This window comes from Dysgonomonas gadei ATCC BAA-286 (assembly GCF_000213555.1).
In the GTDB taxonomy this organism is placed as follows: Bacteria; Bacteroidota; Bacteroidia; order Bacteroidales; family Dysgonomonadaceae; genus Dysgonomonas; species Dysgonomonas gadei.
The window spans coordinates 128186-144601 of sequence record NZ_GL891981.1; the positions used below are offsets into that span (position 1 = coordinate 128186).

The window sequence follows — 16416 nt, forward strand, 5'->3', positions numbered from 1 at the left end:
TCGTAACTCGTAACTGCCCGCAGGGCGAAGTAACTCGTAACTCTTAAAAGGTAACAAAGGTTACACTTTAATCTGTTAATTTACTAATTATTTTTTCAAAGAGCTATAAGCTAACAGCTAAAGACTATCGGCTTTCAACTGTATAGATAAACTTTTATCAAAAAACAAAAGGATATGCATACTAAAACTTTACAAATCGTTTCTGCATATCCTCTGTCATAATTTACATGTGCTATTTCACTTCGAATTCATAAACACCTACCGATTCTTGTACAGGCAACTGGAATAGCAGGCGTACACTCTGGCTTGTTACAGGTTCGAATTCTATTTTGTTCAGCGCATTCTTTTCCGGTTTAGCCGGCGTTTTGGCGTTCACATTTACCCATTCTCCCTTATCGTCCTTGTATTGTACACCCCACGACAGAGGAATGCGGCAGCCGCCCCAAGGCCCGTCGTCGTACCAGAATACCGATGCAGTAGAGAATGTTTCAGGATTGTCGAAATCGTAGACAATCCATTCCTGTGAATTATTCTTCGGCCACAAGGTAAAGAACGGTACATGCCTGTCATTCGAGTCCTTCGGCCAATAACCGTCGTTTACACTGCTCATCGATTTGTTAGGAGACGAGGACGATACTTTCGCATTCGTACAGAAAGTCGGAGGTGGCAATGGGCGTGTCGATTCCACTGTGCGCGGTATCCATACAGCCATTTCACCCGAGCCACGGTTCGACCATGCATAATACGGGATAGCGGTCAGGTGCTTGTCTTCTACAATTACGTTATTGTCTTTATCCCGCGATGCGCTTTTGGCATTTGCTTCCAGTTGCATGATTCCGCTCAGCTTATCGGATAGGAAAGTTTCTGTAAATACGATATTATCGTCCAGTACGGCATTCAGTACACGGTCTTTATTATCTACCCATTCCAGGCAATATACGATAGGGCCGCGCTCAATAGCTACTTTTCCCCTGTCGTCTTCTACTTTCTCGTTTGCCACGTCTTTGTGGACATCCATCGGGAATGATACATCTATCTTATCTCCCTTTTTCCATTTCTGTGAAAGAGTTACATAACCGTTACTTCCTATTGTGTAATCTACATCTTTTCCGTTCACTTTTATCTTTACAGTTTCCTTTTTCGGATTCAGGTAAGTGTAAAGGTCGCTTGGTACAGGTTTATTCAATGCCCATCCCGGTATTCTCACCAGCACATCGAATTTCTCTGATTTCGCAGGGTCTACATTGATGGTTACATTGCCATCCCACGGATAACCGGTCTTCTGTGACAGATTGATTTTGTTTTTACCCAATTCTATTTCACCTTCGCTTTCTACAAAAAGGCTCACATATATCTTATCATCTTTCTTAGCATATACATATCCCGGTATCGAAGGCATAAAGCGGCATACATTGCTCGGGCAACATGCACAGCCGAACCATTCGCTGCGTCCGTGCTGTCCCACCGATTCCAGCGGGTTCGGATAGAAGAAGCGATTGCCGTCGAGGTTGATACCCGAAATTAATCCGTTGTATAAAGTACGTTCCAGCACATCATAATATTTCGAATCACCGTGAAGCAGGAACAATCTGTGATTCCAGTACACATTGGCGATAGCGGCGCAGGTTTCGCAGTAGGCCGACATATTCGGCAGTTCGTAATTCTTACCGAAAGCTTCGCCGTGGCCTGTTGCTCCGATGCCCCCTGTGATATATAATTTCTTGGTAACTACATTGTCCCAAATCTTGTCTATGGCGTGAAGGTAAGCCTCATTCCCGGTCAAAGCAGCCACATCGGCCATCCCTGAGTACATATAGGCAGCACGCACGGCATGTCCTACAGCTTCGTCCTGTTCGATGACAGGCTTGTGTGTCTGGCTATATTCGCCGCTGTGTCCGTGGCCTTTCAGGTCGAGGAAATATTTGGCGAGGTCGAGATATTCTTTTTTACCCGTCACACGGTACATCTTTGCCAGTCCCATTTCTACGATCTGATGTCCGGGTTCGTAAGCGAGTTTACCCGGCCCGAAGTCTTTTACCAGCAGGTCGGCATTTTTGATAGCCACATCGAGCAGGGAGCGTTTTCCTGTCGCCTGGTAATGAGCGACTGCCGCTTCGTACAAGTGACCGCAATTGTATAGCTCATGGCTGAGGTCAGGGTCTTTTTCCCAACGTTTTTCGCCTACCCATTCGTGCAGTTTACCCGGTTCTCCTGCAGTACGTGCCGTATATAGATATCCGTCAGGTTCCTGAGCCTTTTGTATGTAATAGATCAGAGTATCCATACGGGCTTCCAGTTCCTTATTAGGGAACATCTGAATAGAATAAGCCGCGCCTTCGATGATCTTATAAATATCGGTATCGTCGAAAGTCAGTTGAGTAGCAAAATAACCCGGTATCAGTTTACCCGCTTTCTTGAAATTATCTACCCGTCCTGTATTGTAACAATGGCCGAGAGCAATCGGTATTGTCACATCCTGATTGATACGGATACGCGGTGCCCAGAACTTATCCGAGAATTTAACTGAAGTAAAGGCTACCGGCTGGATAGGGTAGTCCTTATTGTCTCCTTTCTGCTCATGTACATGGTTGTGTCCGGGATGGTTGCATCCCCAGCCTGTTAGCCAGTAGCAGGTGAGTAAAAGAACTACTAAACTTAATTTTTTCATAGCTATATCTGTTTTGTTATATTATTTTCCTTGATTATAAAGTTCCGATATTTCATTCTGTGTCAATGGTGTATCATAGAACCTGAGAGAGTTGAGGTATCCGGTGAAACGATGTTCTCCATCAAATTTAGTACCTAAAGTAATTTTTTCGCTTTTTCCTACACGCAGAAAAATATCCTTTTCTTTTACAAATATACCGTTAATATATATTTTTTCCTTATATCCATCGAAGGTAACAACTATATGTTTCCAGTCCCCGTCGGTTCTAATATCTTTGATTCCCATATCTTCGTACCAGCCGTGATGCATGGTGATTCCGCTGCGGGGACTGCTTCCATACCCGAAGATTATTTTCTCCAGTTCGCCATACGATTCGTTGATATCGAGTATACATTCGTTTTCTTTCGGATTTTCGGATGCTATCCATGCTGAAATGCTGTAAGGTGCATTGCCTGTCATAGTTTCGGGCAATCCGAAATCAGACCTGAACTGCTGATATCCATTAAATGCGAAAGCCGTTTTGCTCTTATAGTTTTTGATAGGAACAGCCATAGAGAAAGCGTCGAATCCTTCTTTTTTGTTCTTTTCGTTAAATATCCTTGCCACCAGAGAGCCTGCAGGATAACTGTTTGCATTGATTTCGAACAGTAATCCTTGTCTTTTCGGCGTGGCTACCTTTGCCTGCTTGTCGAATGGCTGGCTGTTATTCGGGAATGGGTCTTCTCCTTCTGAGAATACTTTTATATTCCATACGGCAGGGAATAAACCATTTTTCTCGTTTCCTGTAACTGTCAGTCGGATATACCTTGCTTTTACATCGCCATGGTCTGTCATCGGGCTTCCGGCAAGTATATTATTGCGTTTGTCAGAAAAAACCGTCCATATTTTACCATCGGCAGATGTTTCATAGAAATATTGATAAAATGATGTGGCATGTTCGAATTGTGTCCATATACGTTTAATATTCTGTTCTTTACCTAAATCCAGTTCTATCCATTCATCTTTGTAGCAGCTTTCGGCACGCCAAAGTGTAGCATTATTATCATCTACGGCATATTCGGGTTTAAAATTCTCATCGTAATACGATGAGGCTTTTACCCTTGCCCCGAAAGCGATATTCTTATATGGATTAGAATCTTTCTGTAAGAACCCGATTCCTTTATGTCCTGCATCTACTTTTTGTATGCGTCCGTCCTTATCGAATTCGAGTTTGTCGGCTGCTATCTGTCTGAAAAAGCCACGTGTCGATTGCGGAATGTTATGCCTGTGGTAAACGATATAATAGTCGTCACCCTCTTGCAGTATACTGTGATGCCCCGGCCCATGAATGGTGCTGTCGGCACTTGTAGACAGTATCGGATTATTGTCTGCAAATTCGAAAGGTCCCATTGGCCCTACCTTGCTGGTCGCATATTGCACGCGGTAAGTATGGTCGTGGCACGAACCCGAAGAATAAGTCAGGTAATAAATATCATTGCGTTTGAATACATACGGCGCTTCAAAAAAATCGGTAGCCTGTGTATTCGGTATCAGCGTAGTATCTACAAGGTTTTTCATATCGGCGCTCAGTTTGCCTACACCGCAGCCGTGATCTTTGTATATTCCCCATGTACCCCAATAGAGGTAGGTAGAGCCATCGTCATCGATGAAACTTTGTGCATCGAGGGTAATGGACATTTTCACATAACGGTCGGGAATAAGTACTGCCTCATCCGGGCCGAGTATATTTGTCCACGGGCCTGTGGGATTATCCGATACCCCGCAGAATATTTTACATGCCTGACTATAATAATTATAATATCGTCCGTCGGTACCCTGCATCACGTCCGGCGCCCATATCTGGTTGGCTGTTGGCCAGTTCATCGGTTCGATAGTCCAGTTTACAAAATCTTTTGATTTCCAAACCTGTGCAGGGCCTACACCCAGCCCTGTGCCGTCGGTAGTGGCATAGATATAATATGTATCTCCGAACTTACGGACTGTGGGGTCGGCAAAGTAACCCGGAATAATAGGGTTTCCTGCTCCCGGAGTATTATATTTTACTTCCTGCCCATACAATGTATGGAAAGAAAGAATAAACAATAGGATATATAAGGCCTTTTTCATATTGTTACAGATTAGTCTTGTTATCACTGCATAAATCCAATTCTATTTTGGGAAAATATTGCAATAAAAGGTTATACATGTCGGGGTCATATTCTTTCAGTTTCTCCCGTGTGTTAATAGAATTATGTACTCCATTTGGTTCGGCCGAATATTTATTGCAGTCGAAAAATGATTGCACTGTTTCTGCAAAATACTCTTCTTTGTTGCTGATAGCATACGTATTTTCCCACAAACCTTTTTCTATCGCTTTCAGCCGCAATGCTTCCAGTTCGTTGTCGAAATTTGGATTTATACCCAGAATACCCACCATATGAATGATATGTGCAAATTCGTGTACAAGAATGCTTTCCCCCTTATATCTATCGCCGGACAGACAAATCACATTCTCCTCGCCGCAACTGGCACTGAAGTCGTGTTCGGGTGCTCCGCCGAAGCCGCGTGCCCGCTTGTTCCAGTAAGCAATGTTTTCGGGAGTATCGCATATTTCCTTATATTCGGGAATATCGCAGACTTCTTCCTTTTCTCCGATAATCATTACCTTACAGCCTTTGGCTATCATGGCTTTCTTCACATCTTCGCGTTTTGATAATACCTGAGAAATCACTTTACTTGCCCTGACGAGCGCTGAGTCGTTTACATTTGCCGACGATACTACGGGAATTCCCCCGGCATCTACATATTTTTTGTAGAAAGGGTCTATGCCTAGTGTATCGGGTACAGCGGTAACCTTGACTTCATCGGAAGAAAGCTGCCCCTTTTTGTCGGAGCAGCTATAAAGAGATATTATCAGTAATATAGAAAAGAATGAATATAGTAATCCTGTTTTCATCATTGCTTCTGTTCTATGGGTTAACTTTCCATTCTATGACACCGCCCGAATACCCCTTGCGGCCTACATCTACTACCTGAGGCCCGTTTTCATCCGAAGCACCTTCGGCTTTCGGTCTTTGCAACTGGGCTACCAGCTTCAATTCTGTAGTGGTTATTGGCTCAAAGGTCACCTTATTGTATTTGTCGATTTCCGTGCCGTAAGACGAAGTGTTTTTAACTTCTTTCCATGCGTTTCCGTCTTTATACAGCAACTTCCATGATTCGGGAGCTTTGTAAATAACATCGTAATGCTCGAATGCGAGCCAATATACTTCCACGCTCGATACTTTCTGTGGTTTCTGAAACTTATATCCGATAGATTCTTCTGTTCCTGCCTTGAGCCACCAGTAGTGGTACGGGGTATTAATATCGTCAGAAGACTTCGGTTCGAACTGGTCGTTGAATCCCCATCCGCCTATCTGCAAGGCCTGAGATGCGATAGTAGGTTCGGGTTTTGGAATAGCGTATTGAGATGTTTCGGGTGTCCATACTACCAACTGCCCCTGTCCGCGATTGTTCCATGTGCTGTAAGGGATAGCCTTGAACGTAAATGGTTTTTCTATTGTGTTGCCATTTACCGAATCTTTCTCTACCGAATAAGCGTTTCCTTCGAGTACCATAACGCCGTTCAGCAGATTCTTTTCGAAATGAGACTCGATTTTCGAATCACGCGGAATCACTACATCAAATAGATAATCTTTCTTCTGGTCTATACTTTCCAGTCCATAAACAATGGGGCCACGCTCCATAGATAAAAGGCCTTCATCGTATTTCACTTCTTTATGTGCCTGTACTCTTCTTACCGGCATATCCATATGTATGGAGATTTTATCTCCGGCCTTCCATTCACGTTCGATAACCGCGTATCCGCCCCGGATTTTTTTCTTTGCATCTTGTCCGTTTACCGAAATCTTGACTTCCGGTTTTGCTCCGTCAACATATTGATACAGGTCGGAAGGAACAGGCTGTCCTTTTGCCCATCCCGGAATACGAACCAGCATGGTAAACTTCTCTTTCGCCGCAGGATTTACTTCTATTTCTACTTCTCCCTGCCATGGATATTTGGTCTTCTGTACCAGTTCCACCTCATTGTTATCCACTTTGATTTTGGAATTCCCTTCCACAAACAGGTTTACATAAATATCTTTTTTATTTACAGCATATGCATATCCCGGAACAGAAGCCATAAAGCGGGTAACATTTCCCGGACAGCATGCACAACCGAACCAAGGTGCACGTTCGAATCCTCCGTCCGATGCCAGCGGATTTCCATAGAAGAATTTATCTCCGCTCAGGGAAACTCCCGCTATCAGTCCGTTGTAAAGAGCTCTCTCCAGTATATCTACATATTTGGATTCACCTGTGGCAAGGAACATGCGCTGATTCCAGTATACATTGGCTATCGATGCACATGTCTCGCAATAGTTATTGAAGTTATTCAGTTCGTAATCAGGGCCGAATCCTTCGCCCTGTGCCCGCGAACCAATGCCCCCTATGATATATAGCTTCTTGCTCGCCATATTATCCCATACACGGTTCACAGCATCGAACAGTTTATGGTCGTGCTGCATAGAAGCTACATCCGTTACTCCCGAATAGAGGTATCCGGCGCGTACGGCGTGCCCTACGATTTCCTCCTGTTCGAGTATCGGCATATGGTCCTGGCTATATGGACTGAGCCTGTGCCCATCGGTACCACGTCCTGTTTCGTCGACAAAGTAACGCGCCATATCCAGATACTTCTTATCATCGGTTACACTGTATAGTTTTACCAAAGCCATTTCTACGATCGGATGTCCCGACGGAACATGCTTTTGTCCTTCGTTAGGGCCGAATACCTGACAAACGAGGTCGGCATTCTTGATGGCCACATCTAATAATGTCCTCTTCTGAGTTGCCTGATAATGGGCAACGGCTGCTTCGTAAAGGTGACCGCTGTTATATAATTCGTGGCTGTTGATTTTCTCCCAGCGGGAACTTCCCCACCAACCCGACAGGCGTGTACATTTGTTGGTGACGCAGGTGGTAAGATAGCCATCCGGCTCTTGAGCTGCTGCAATAAGAGTGATTACACTATCGAGGTATGCGTCTAATTTCGGATCGTATTTTACGGCGAGGGAATAAGATGCTCCCTCTATAATTTTGTAAGGGTCGGTATCGTCGAAGGAGAAATCCCCTTTGTGTTCACCCTTTATAAGTCCTCCTGCCAATGCAAAGTTGTCGAACCGTCCATTGATTTCACACTGATGAAATGCCGACGGGATAGAAACCGTCCGGTTGATTTCCATACGCGGCAGCCAGAATTCGTCAGTAAAATGAACATCTGTAAACGGAACTTCCTTGATTTCGCCGAGCTTTACAGCTGATGGCTCCTCCATAGTTTCACACGAGAACATTAGCCCTGCAGTAACAAGAATTAATGCTAGTTTTTCTTTCATGTATCTTTAGTTTTTATTGAATAGTAACATTGAATGTAAATGTTGCCTGTACCGTTTTTCCGGCCTCATATTCGTATACTAATGCCTGCCGGATGGTATACTTATCTCCTGATGAAGAATGCCCCGGATATTGCCCTATTGTAAATGTGAAACCGGACTCGGAATATTCCGAGAATACTTTGCTGACATCTCCCCAGTTGCATACATTTCCTGCGGCATCGAACCAGTGTCCGTAGCCATTCGCCGTAGTTGTGGCATTCAGGCTCCCGCTACTCTCCACGGCATAGAATTTGATGCTTTTACCTAAGGCAGATGTTATTTCGCCCGGTTGAAGCACGAATGCCCTTGCCAGTTTTACCAATTCGGTATAATCCAGGCTGACGGTTCCTCCGGTATATTCCGTTGCACTTGCAGGGAAGCGTGCATCGAATGTAAACTCAGTGTTTTCATGCTTTTCATCTCCTGTAAAATTGATATTTCCCAGAACGTCCGTATTGGCAAAACTTATTTTATATGGCCACTGTTCATCATTGCTTTCGTCTTCATCCCAGGGATGCGATTTGTATGAACCCGGTGCACCTAATACGACGAACCATAGTTTTTCGCAGTTTGCAGGGATTGTGAATTCCACATCGGCTTTCGCTTTCCGGTTCATTTCGCCATATACACGCTGTCCGTTGCTCAGCAGTGCTACATATCCGTAACGCCATCCTGCTCTCGTTAGACTACCGTTATTGTATTTGGTCACAGTGCTGGTTTTCTCACCGATGGTACATATCCCCGGATCGCCGGAAGCCAGTGAAGAACCCGGTTGCAGGCCTTCGAAGGAAGTAGTGACAACTGTTCCCTCTGCCGGTACATTCAATGGAATAACGTTGTATCCTGTTGTACCCGGGCAATGGCTATATGCTACCTGATAACTTTTATCAGGGAGGGTATAGAGTTTATAGCTGTGCTTGCCTATATAGTTGCTCCCATTGGTGCGGATGGCATCTATATCCCACGTTACAAAGCGGGTGGCAGCATCATACATTTCGGCATTGAAGTTATCCATGCTCAGGTTGCTGAGACGGATATGTGCTTCCATCGGGTCTTCCGGGCTAACGGCTTCGCGCCATAGTTTACCTATGTAGTCTATCCCGTGCTTATCCGTCCAGTAATAGTGGATGAAATAGCTGGCATAGCGTTGCCACTCGTGTCCGGTATGACGGAAATAGTTATCCATGTATACGTTGAAGTTATAAGACTCGAAAGCTTCCGTCGGATATGATTGGAAAGATTGCCATTGTGCGGTCTGTTCCCAAAATCCATTACCTCCGTTGCCTCCGTATCCATATCGGAATCCACGGGTGAAGTCGTTGGAACTTCCGTTCGCAATCAGGTCGGCGTAGACCTGATACTGGAAACTGTGCCCGATTTCGTGGGCAATCGTCGAGCCTACGGGTTTGCAGGTGCTTGGATTCACCCACAGCCCGCCGATGATGTCGTCGTATCCTCCGCCTGTCGCCAGCCATTCGGTCTGGTAAAGCATATAAATCTGCATCTTGTATTTGTCGAGATTGGATTTACCTTTACCTGTTTCTGCAAATTTCAGCGTGTTGATATTTGTCTCATAATAAGTTTCTGCCTTCTTTAGCAGATCGTCTATATCTACGCGCAATGCTTCGGAAACCGTCGATGCATTGGGATTGTCCCCGAATCCTTTTTCCCAAAAGACTATAAAGTGGTCTGACTGCTTGCTGCGTACAAACGACCATTTGCTGTCTGCCCGGAGCATATCCATACTGCTGAACTCCTTCGGTTTATAAATTTTTTCATAGTCTTGTATATCTTCAGGTTTCAGAACAGTGACTGTATCTATTTTTGTTGTGTCTTCAGGTTCGGGTTCAGGTATTACTATATCTTCCTTACTATCGCTGCAACCGGATAAAGCAGTACTTGTAATTCCGGCGATAAGAAAGAAAAAAAGTGCGTAGAAGCATAAGCCTGCCATGGCAGGCTTATGTAATTTTATATTGAATCTGAACAACATGATATTATTCGCTGGTAAGGGTAAATGTAATATTGAAAATGGCTTTGCCACCATTGCACGTAACTATCATTTTAGTTGAAACGGCATCACTGGCAACGGCATTGTCAGGATGATTACCTCCATATAGGTATAATTCGGTTTCGCTGTGGCCTATACTGCACCACACAATACCTTCTGCCCATGCTGCTGACACACCTTCCTTGGTAATCCAGTAACCCGGAGCGTCACCTGTATAAGTAGGGTCTTCGGCAGATTCGGTATTCAGATATACTTTCAGTTCTTTGGAAGCAATCGCTTTATGTATCTGATAAGTAGTCATCTTGAAAGCATCCCGTAATATATCCTGAATATTTTCCTGCACGCTGGCATAGTCGTTACTCCAAGGCTTGCTCAACGATATATTCTTTTCTATTGTAGTCGGTGTGCCTGCCGGAGGTGTTTCCGGATCTTCGTAGGCAATAACGTTCACTGTGATTTTGAACATCTCTATTTTGTTATTGGCAAGGAAAGCGTAGCGGATAGTGAAGGACTGTCCTTCTTCCAGATTGTCAGGCATCTGCCCTATTCCTATTTCATCATCCTCAAAGTCTCCGTAGGTAGTGTATACACTGGCATTGTCACCATACTCGCCGACAAATCCGTTCATGTCATACCAGAATCCTGTACCTGTAACAGCTTCCTGAGCATAACTGCCGTCTTCTTTCACACCGAGGAATTTTATATCATCCATCGAAGATATACCCAGATCGCTCATTGTCTGCGTCAGGTTGAACTTAAGTGGATCCTGATCGTAGCTGCTTCTTGGTGTTACATTGATGCTGAGTTCCTGAGTATTAATTACCGGAGCAGTTATTGCACCTGCTGTTTTGGCTTTTACTGTTATAACTACAGCTGCACGTTTTTCATTGTATTTCAGGCATTCGATGAACTTAACGGTTTGCCCTTCTACCAGATGTCCCGGATATTGTCCTATCGCGAATTGTTTATCTTCCGTATTATATTCGGCAAATACCATGGCATCTGTACCCCATGTGGTAATATCGCCGTTCTTATCCCACCAGTGCCCCCAGGGAGCATTTGTATTTGTCATGGAACCAGCGTCTGCATGCGTGGTACCTAGTATACCGAAACCCTTGATTTCGGGAGCTCCGCTTTCTCCTGCAATGCCCAGTATCAATTGCTCTTCGGTGATTCCGAACAGCTCAGCTATTTTATTCATTTCTACTACCAGTGTGGCGCCATCATAAAGGGTCTGGCTTATAACCACATCCACTGAATATTCTAATATCAGATCTGCATTGATTTTGTTTTTCTGCGCCTCTTTTTCAGCTTCCTGACGGGCAATTTCATCAATCTCCTCCTGAGTTAATGTATGCAGTCCCCAAAAATCCGAGTTATCGCTGCAACTGCTCAAACCTACGGCAAAGAGAGCGATAAATATTATATATAGATATATGCTTTTCATTTTGAATTTCTCTTTTTATTTAACAATTGTTTTCTGAATGGATTAATTACTATATCCCTTATTCTGAACGAGAGATATATTTCCATCCATCGCAGATTTAGGTATCGGGAAATAGTCCCAATGTGTTTCGGTAGTCGCATCTTTACAGAACCATGATTTTCCGTTAAAGACATTGCGGCCGTCGGTCATTTTGAATCTTATCAGATCCTGACGACGATGATGTTCACCTACAAATTCCCAGGCCAGATCGTCGAGTAAGCCTCCTAATACAATGTCATTCCCTTTTTCCGAAGTACTCTTGTAAGATGCAGGATCCCAGTTTGCATAGCCTTCGCTGGTATACTCGCGGTGACCGTAATCATATACGCTTCCGCCTTTCAGATCGGCAATTGTGCGGGTTGCCTTTGCCGCAGAATCGAATGAACGCTTGCGGATATCTGTAATCAGACTGGCAGCAGTCTGTTCGTCCCTGCCTAATCGTAGCAAGCATTCCGCTTTGATGAACATGGCATCTGCCAGACGGAAAAATGCAACATCGTTACCATATGTGCCTGCATCACCTCCTACGATTTCACTTTTTACAAAACGGTAGCCCTCTTGCTGATATGCTCCGGGATTATCTATAGAGTGTACATTCTTTGAATAATTGAGTACTCCTTGTCCCGACCAGTCATCGGATGTGAAAGGTATCGGGTCTCCGGACTGAGGGATATAGTTGCCATCGGTATCTTTAGTTGCACTTTTCTGTACACCGCCTGTCCATGTATATTTACTACGGTTGTCGGCTGCGTCGTAGCTGTCGATAAACTGAGGTACTGCACAACTGCCGTTCCAAGGTGCTCCTGAATATCCGTAGGCAGCTGCTCCTGCACCTACCAGGCATTTGTTAACCAGATAATTGTGGGCTGCCCTTTTCTTATCCAAAGGAATTGCGAATATAACTTCGGGTGATCCTGAAATATCAGCTTTGAAATTGTCAAGATAATTTGGAGCCAGAGAGAATCCGCCGTCGGTAATCACTTCGTTTACTTCAGTCAGCGCTTTTTCATAATAATCAGTGCCTGTGGTCCCGAAGTATGCATTGTAATTCAGATATAACTTGGCCAATACCATACAGGCAGCATAGCGGTTAGGATAGCCGTGTATTTTTTCTTTGCTGAGATCGTCTTTGATGGCATTAAGTTCACTTACACAAAATTCGAAAATCTGTTCGGCATTCTGTTGCTGAGGAAGATGGCCTTCGGGTATATTCTGTGTTGTTTCCAAGGGTACATTGCGGAATGCATCAAGCAGGATATAGTAGTTCAGTGCCCGGATAAAGCGCATTTCGGCCTGTTCTACTCCCGTATCCGATAATATATCCAGACATTTGTTGGTGTAGCCGATACCCACATAGGCATAATTCCACAAACCTTCGGTATGGCCTAATGAAGAGTTCCAGCTGTGTTTGTGCATGGATACATATAAGTCGCCCCAACCCACACCGATGCGTTTTGGTGTCATATACGTATCGCTGCATTCTTCCATCAGGTCGAAATAACCGTTCCATCCCCAATAGAGATAACGCAGCTGTGCATATGCTTCTCCCATCATTTCGCCTACAGCCTGTTCGTCTGTTATATCTATTGTTTCATCTGTCAGTTGGTCGTATACATTTTCAGATAGATCTGTACAAGCTGCGAAAGTTAACAATGAACTTACTGCCAGCCCTATTATAGTATTTTTAATTAATTTCATGATTTTACTGGTATTAGAAATTTAGATTTACACCTATTGTGAATGAACGGGTGGTAGGATATTTGTCGCGGCCGTCTATACCCGGTGTCCTGAAATAGTTAGATACTTCCGGGTCCAGGCCTGAATAGCCTGTAATACAAAACAGGTTCTGACCTGATACGTATACTCTGGCTTTTTTGATATATTCTTTGACGGCTCCTGATAATGGCAGATTATATCCTAATGTCAGATTAGCTAATTTCACAAAGTCTCCGTTCTCGATATGGTCACTCCATACGCCTTGCGACATCGAGCTTGATAATTGTACCTGCAATTGCTGTCCTGTAGCCGGATCTATTACCGGCGCACCGCTTGTGTCCACTGCCCCATACCATTTGGCTGCCGATTTCAGGCGGTTGTAAGCTATCGAATTGTTTTCGTAGAAAGCCCGCTGAAGATTTAAAATCTTAAATCCGAACTGACCTGTGAATTGCATGCTAAGGTCTAAATCCTTGTAGCGGAATGTATGTCCCCAACCGGCATATACCTGAGGCAGGCCATTTCCTAGTCGTTGACGGTTGACTTCTTCGTTGTATTTTGAGTCGAATTCTTTTACGACCCAGCCTCCGTTACCATCCGATACTTCCACCAGCACAAAGCCGTCTTTGCTGACGCCTACAGATTTTAGTCCCCAGAAATCTCCCATGCGGTGACCTACTTCCAGGCAGTGTGTAGGCACAGTTATAGGGTCTCCGGCATTTCCTTCCTGTGCGAAGTTGCGTGTTTCATACAGGTCGTTGGACAGGCTCAGGAGTTTGTTGCTGTTGTGGGATAATGTCAAAGTGGTATTGTATTCAAAATCCTTATTTTTTACAGGTACGGCTTTGATCAGTATCTCTATCCCTTTATTACTCATCTTTCCGGCATTAGCCAGAGTGGAATTATACATGTTGGGAGGTACAGGTACTGTGTAGCTGTATAGTAAGTCTTTTGTCCTTTTGTTGTATACATCTATAGATCCGCTCAAACGTCCTCCGAAAATACCCCAGTCGAGCCCGACATTGAATTCCTGAGTTGTTTCCCATTTCAATTTCGGATTTGGATTCTGAGTTACCTGCAACGATGGGCTCCATTGTCCGTCTTTGTTCAGATGGTCGCCATAAGGGTCGTAACCGAACAAGGTCAGCGAAGTATAAGACGACAGGGCGTTTACTCCCGTTTTTCCATAGCCTGCACGCAGTTTCAGGTTGTCGATCCAGGTCAATGGTTTCATAAAGCTTTCGTTGCTGACAGTCCAACCCAGCGACAGGGAAGGGAAGGTTCCCCATTTATTATCTTTACCGAATACGGAAGACCCTTCACGGCGTACAGATGCTAAAATATTGTAGCGGTCATCGTAGGCATAGCTCACACGACCGAAGAACCCAATCAGGTGATTGTCATTTTTGTATGACCCCATACTTGCTGTTTTGTCTTCGTCTTTCAGGTAAGTACCCTGGCCTAAGTTGTTGTATAAGAAAGATTCCGATGAGAAGTTACCATTTCCTGCACTGAAACCGTCATTGACATTGTACAGGTAGCTATATCCTATCAGAGCGTTAGCTCTGTGTTTTCCTATAGAGAAGTCATATCTGGATGTCAGGTCTAAGTTATCGCTGCGGCCGTTGCTCGATGATTTGGATGCCCAACCTTTACATGCTGCTATTACCTGACTATAATAATCACTTGTATAGAATGTTTGTCCGGTAGAAGAGTTTTCTTTCAGGGATACCATCAGTTCGGTTTGCCATCCTTTTATCGGCTCTAGCGTAACCCTTCCTGTGAGGCGGGAATAATGGGACCTTGTGTCGCCAATCATTTCGTTTTGTATTTCCACCGGGTTGTAATACTGAAAGCGGCTATACTCCTCGTAATATGAGCCATCCTCGTTATAAATAGGAGATGAAGGATTGTGTATCAGGGCTTGCCTGTATACATAATTATTATCATTGTTGGTATTCTTGTGATTACCATACAATAAATTAACATTGAATTTCAGGATATCTTTCATCGCATATTGTGTGAAGTCGAGCTGCATTTTCAGATCGCGGCTGTCGCTTTTGCGCATGATCCCTTCTTCGTCGCTATATGTTACATTTGCAGAATAGGCCGATGTCTTGGAACCACCTTTCAGCTCTAGGGAATGATTCTGAGTATAGCCGGCCTTGCGGGTAACTGCTTTGAGCCAGTCGGTATCATACCCCTCATATGGGAAACTGGTACGTGCATAGATAATATCGTTTGTATCCATAAAATCGGCAGTCTTATACCAATTGGAGAAGGACAGATAGCCCGAATAGTTCACTTCCGAATGGGATTCGCGCCTGCCTGTTTTCGTAGTGATTATAATAACTCCGTTTGCACCGCGCGTACCGTATATAGCGGCAGCAGAAGCATCTTTCAGGATATCTATCGATGCGATATTCTCGGGAGCGGCGGTTGTCAGGCTACCCTCGATTCCGTCGACTAAAACCAGTGGCTGTACATTTCCGTATAAGGTAGAAATACCCCGGAGCATGATGCTGGAAGTTGCATTCGGGTCTCCTGACGAATTGGTAATACTCAATCCGGCTACCTTTCCTTTTATAAGTTCGGCTGCATCGCCTATCTTTCCTACAGAAAAGTCTTCGGATTTCACACTGGCGATAGCGCTGGTGACATCGCCTTTTCGCTGGGTGCCGTAACCGATGACGATAACTTCATCCAGCATTTTCAGGTCTTCGGAGAGTGTTACCGATATGTTCCTTTGTCCGTTCAGGTTTATTTCCTGTTTCTGGAAACCTACGTATGAAAATACGAGCGTACAATCGGTGCCGGATACCGAAAGTGTAAACTTGCCGTCTACATCGGTAGTTGTACCGTTTATCGTGCCCTTTTCTACTACCGATACTCCTATCAGTGCATCGCCTTTTTCATCTATGACTGTTCCCGAAACCGTTGTCTTTGATTGCTGTATTTCTTTGCTGTTATCGGCAACCGATACCTGAGGGTAAGCCAGCCCGCCCAGCATAACACATGACAGTAGTATACAACAGGCTGTTTTGTGTTTAATTTTTAGAAGGTTTGTTCTCATCTTTAGATT

The 16416-nt window shown here is 44.3% G+C and carries 8 protein-coding genes; all 8 read right to left on the reverse strand.

Features of this window, described 5'->3' with window-relative positions; translation table 11 throughout:
* Positions 1-232: 232 nt before the first annotated feature.
* From HMPREF9455_RS07265 to HMPREF9455_RS07300, 8 genes are read right to left on the reverse strand one after another with little or no spacing between them, the layout of a single operon-like run.
* A complete protein-coding gene (locus HMPREF9455_RS07265) occupies positions 233-2668 on the reverse strand; it encodes a glycoside hydrolase family 127 protein (protein ID WP_006798991.1) in 2436 nt (811 codons plus the stop codon).
* Positions 2669-2689: 21 nt separating this feature from the next.
* On the reverse strand, positions 2690-4774 hold the full coding sequence (locus HMPREF9455_RS07270; RefSeq protein WP_006798992.1) for a family 43 glycosylhydrolase: 2085 nt from the start codon (positions 4772-4774) through the stop codon (positions 2690-2692).
* A gap of 4 nt (positions 4775-4778) precedes the next feature.
* Positions 4779-5606, reverse strand: coding sequence for a M90 metallopeptidase family protein (locus HMPREF9455_RS07275; RefSeq protein ID WP_006798993.1), 828 nt, complete (start codon positions 5604-5606; stop codon positions 4779-4781).
* Between the two features lie 10 nt (positions 5607-5616).
* Positions 5617-8082, reverse strand: coding sequence for a glycoside hydrolase family 127 protein (locus HMPREF9455_RS07280; RefSeq protein ID WP_006798994.1), 2466 nt, complete (start codon positions 8080-8082; stop codon positions 5617-5619).
* Between the two features lie 13 nt (positions 8083-8095).
* Positions 8096-10114 (reverse strand): DUF4859 domain-containing protein, encoded by a 2019-nt coding sequence (locus HMPREF9455_RS07285; protein ID WP_006798995.1) that lies wholly within the window; start codon positions 10112-10114, stop codon positions 8096-8098.
* A 4-nt stretch (positions 10115-10118) separates the two neighbouring features.
* Positions 10119-11579 carry a DUF4859 domain-containing protein gene (locus HMPREF9455_RS07290; protein WP_006798996.1) on the reverse strand — a complete coding sequence of 487 codons (1461 nt, stop codon included), beginning with the start codon at positions 11577-11579 and terminating at the stop codon, positions 10119-10121.
* Between the two features lie 42 nt (positions 11580-11621).
* Positions 11622-13316, reverse strand: a complete 1695-nt coding sequence (locus tag HMPREF9455_RS07295) for a RagB/SusD family nutrient uptake outer membrane protein (protein ID WP_006798997.1) — start codon at positions 13314-13316, stop codon at positions 11622-11624.
* A gap of 13 nt (positions 13317-13329) precedes the next feature.
* The gene (locus HMPREF9455_RS07300; RefSeq protein WP_006798998.1) at positions 13330-16407 is read right to left on the reverse strand and encodes a SusC/RagA family TonB-linked outer membrane protein; all 3078 of its coding nucleotides are present in this window, start codon (positions 16405-16407) and stop codon (positions 13330-13332) included.
* Positions 16408-16416 lie beyond the last annotated feature (9 nt).

Coding starts and splice junctions, on each gene's coding strand:
- HMPREF9455_RS07270 (WP_006798992.1), bottom strand. CDS start 4,774: ATGAAAAAGGCCTTATATATCCTATTGTTTATTCTTTCTTTCCATACA.
- HMPREF9455_RS07275 (WP_006798993.1), bottom strand. CDS start 5,606: ATGATGAAAACAGGATTACTATATTCATTCTTTTCTATATTACTGATA.
- HMPREF9455_RS07265 (WP_006798991.1), bottom strand. CDS start 2,668: ATGAAAAAATTAAGTTTAGTAGTTCTTTTACTCACCTGCTACTGGCTA.
- HMPREF9455_RS07300 (WP_006798998.1), bottom strand. CDS start 16,407: ATGAGAACAAACCTTCTAAAAATTAAACACAAAACAGCCTGTTGTATA.
- HMPREF9455_RS07290 (WP_006798996.1), bottom strand. CDS start 11,579: ATGAAAAGCATATATCTATATATAATATTTATCGCTCTCTTTGCCGTA.
- HMPREF9455_RS07280 (WP_006798994.1), bottom strand. CDS start 8,082: ATGAAAGAAAAACTAGCATTAATTCTTGTTACTGCAGGGCTAATGTTC.
- HMPREF9455_RS07285 (WP_006798995.1), bottom strand. CDS start 10,114: ATGTTGTTCAGATTCAATATAAAATTACATAAGCCTGCCATGGCAGGC.
- HMPREF9455_RS07295 (WP_006798997.1), bottom strand. CDS start 13,316: ATGAAATTAATTAAAAATACTATAATAGGGCTGGCAGTAAGTTCATTG.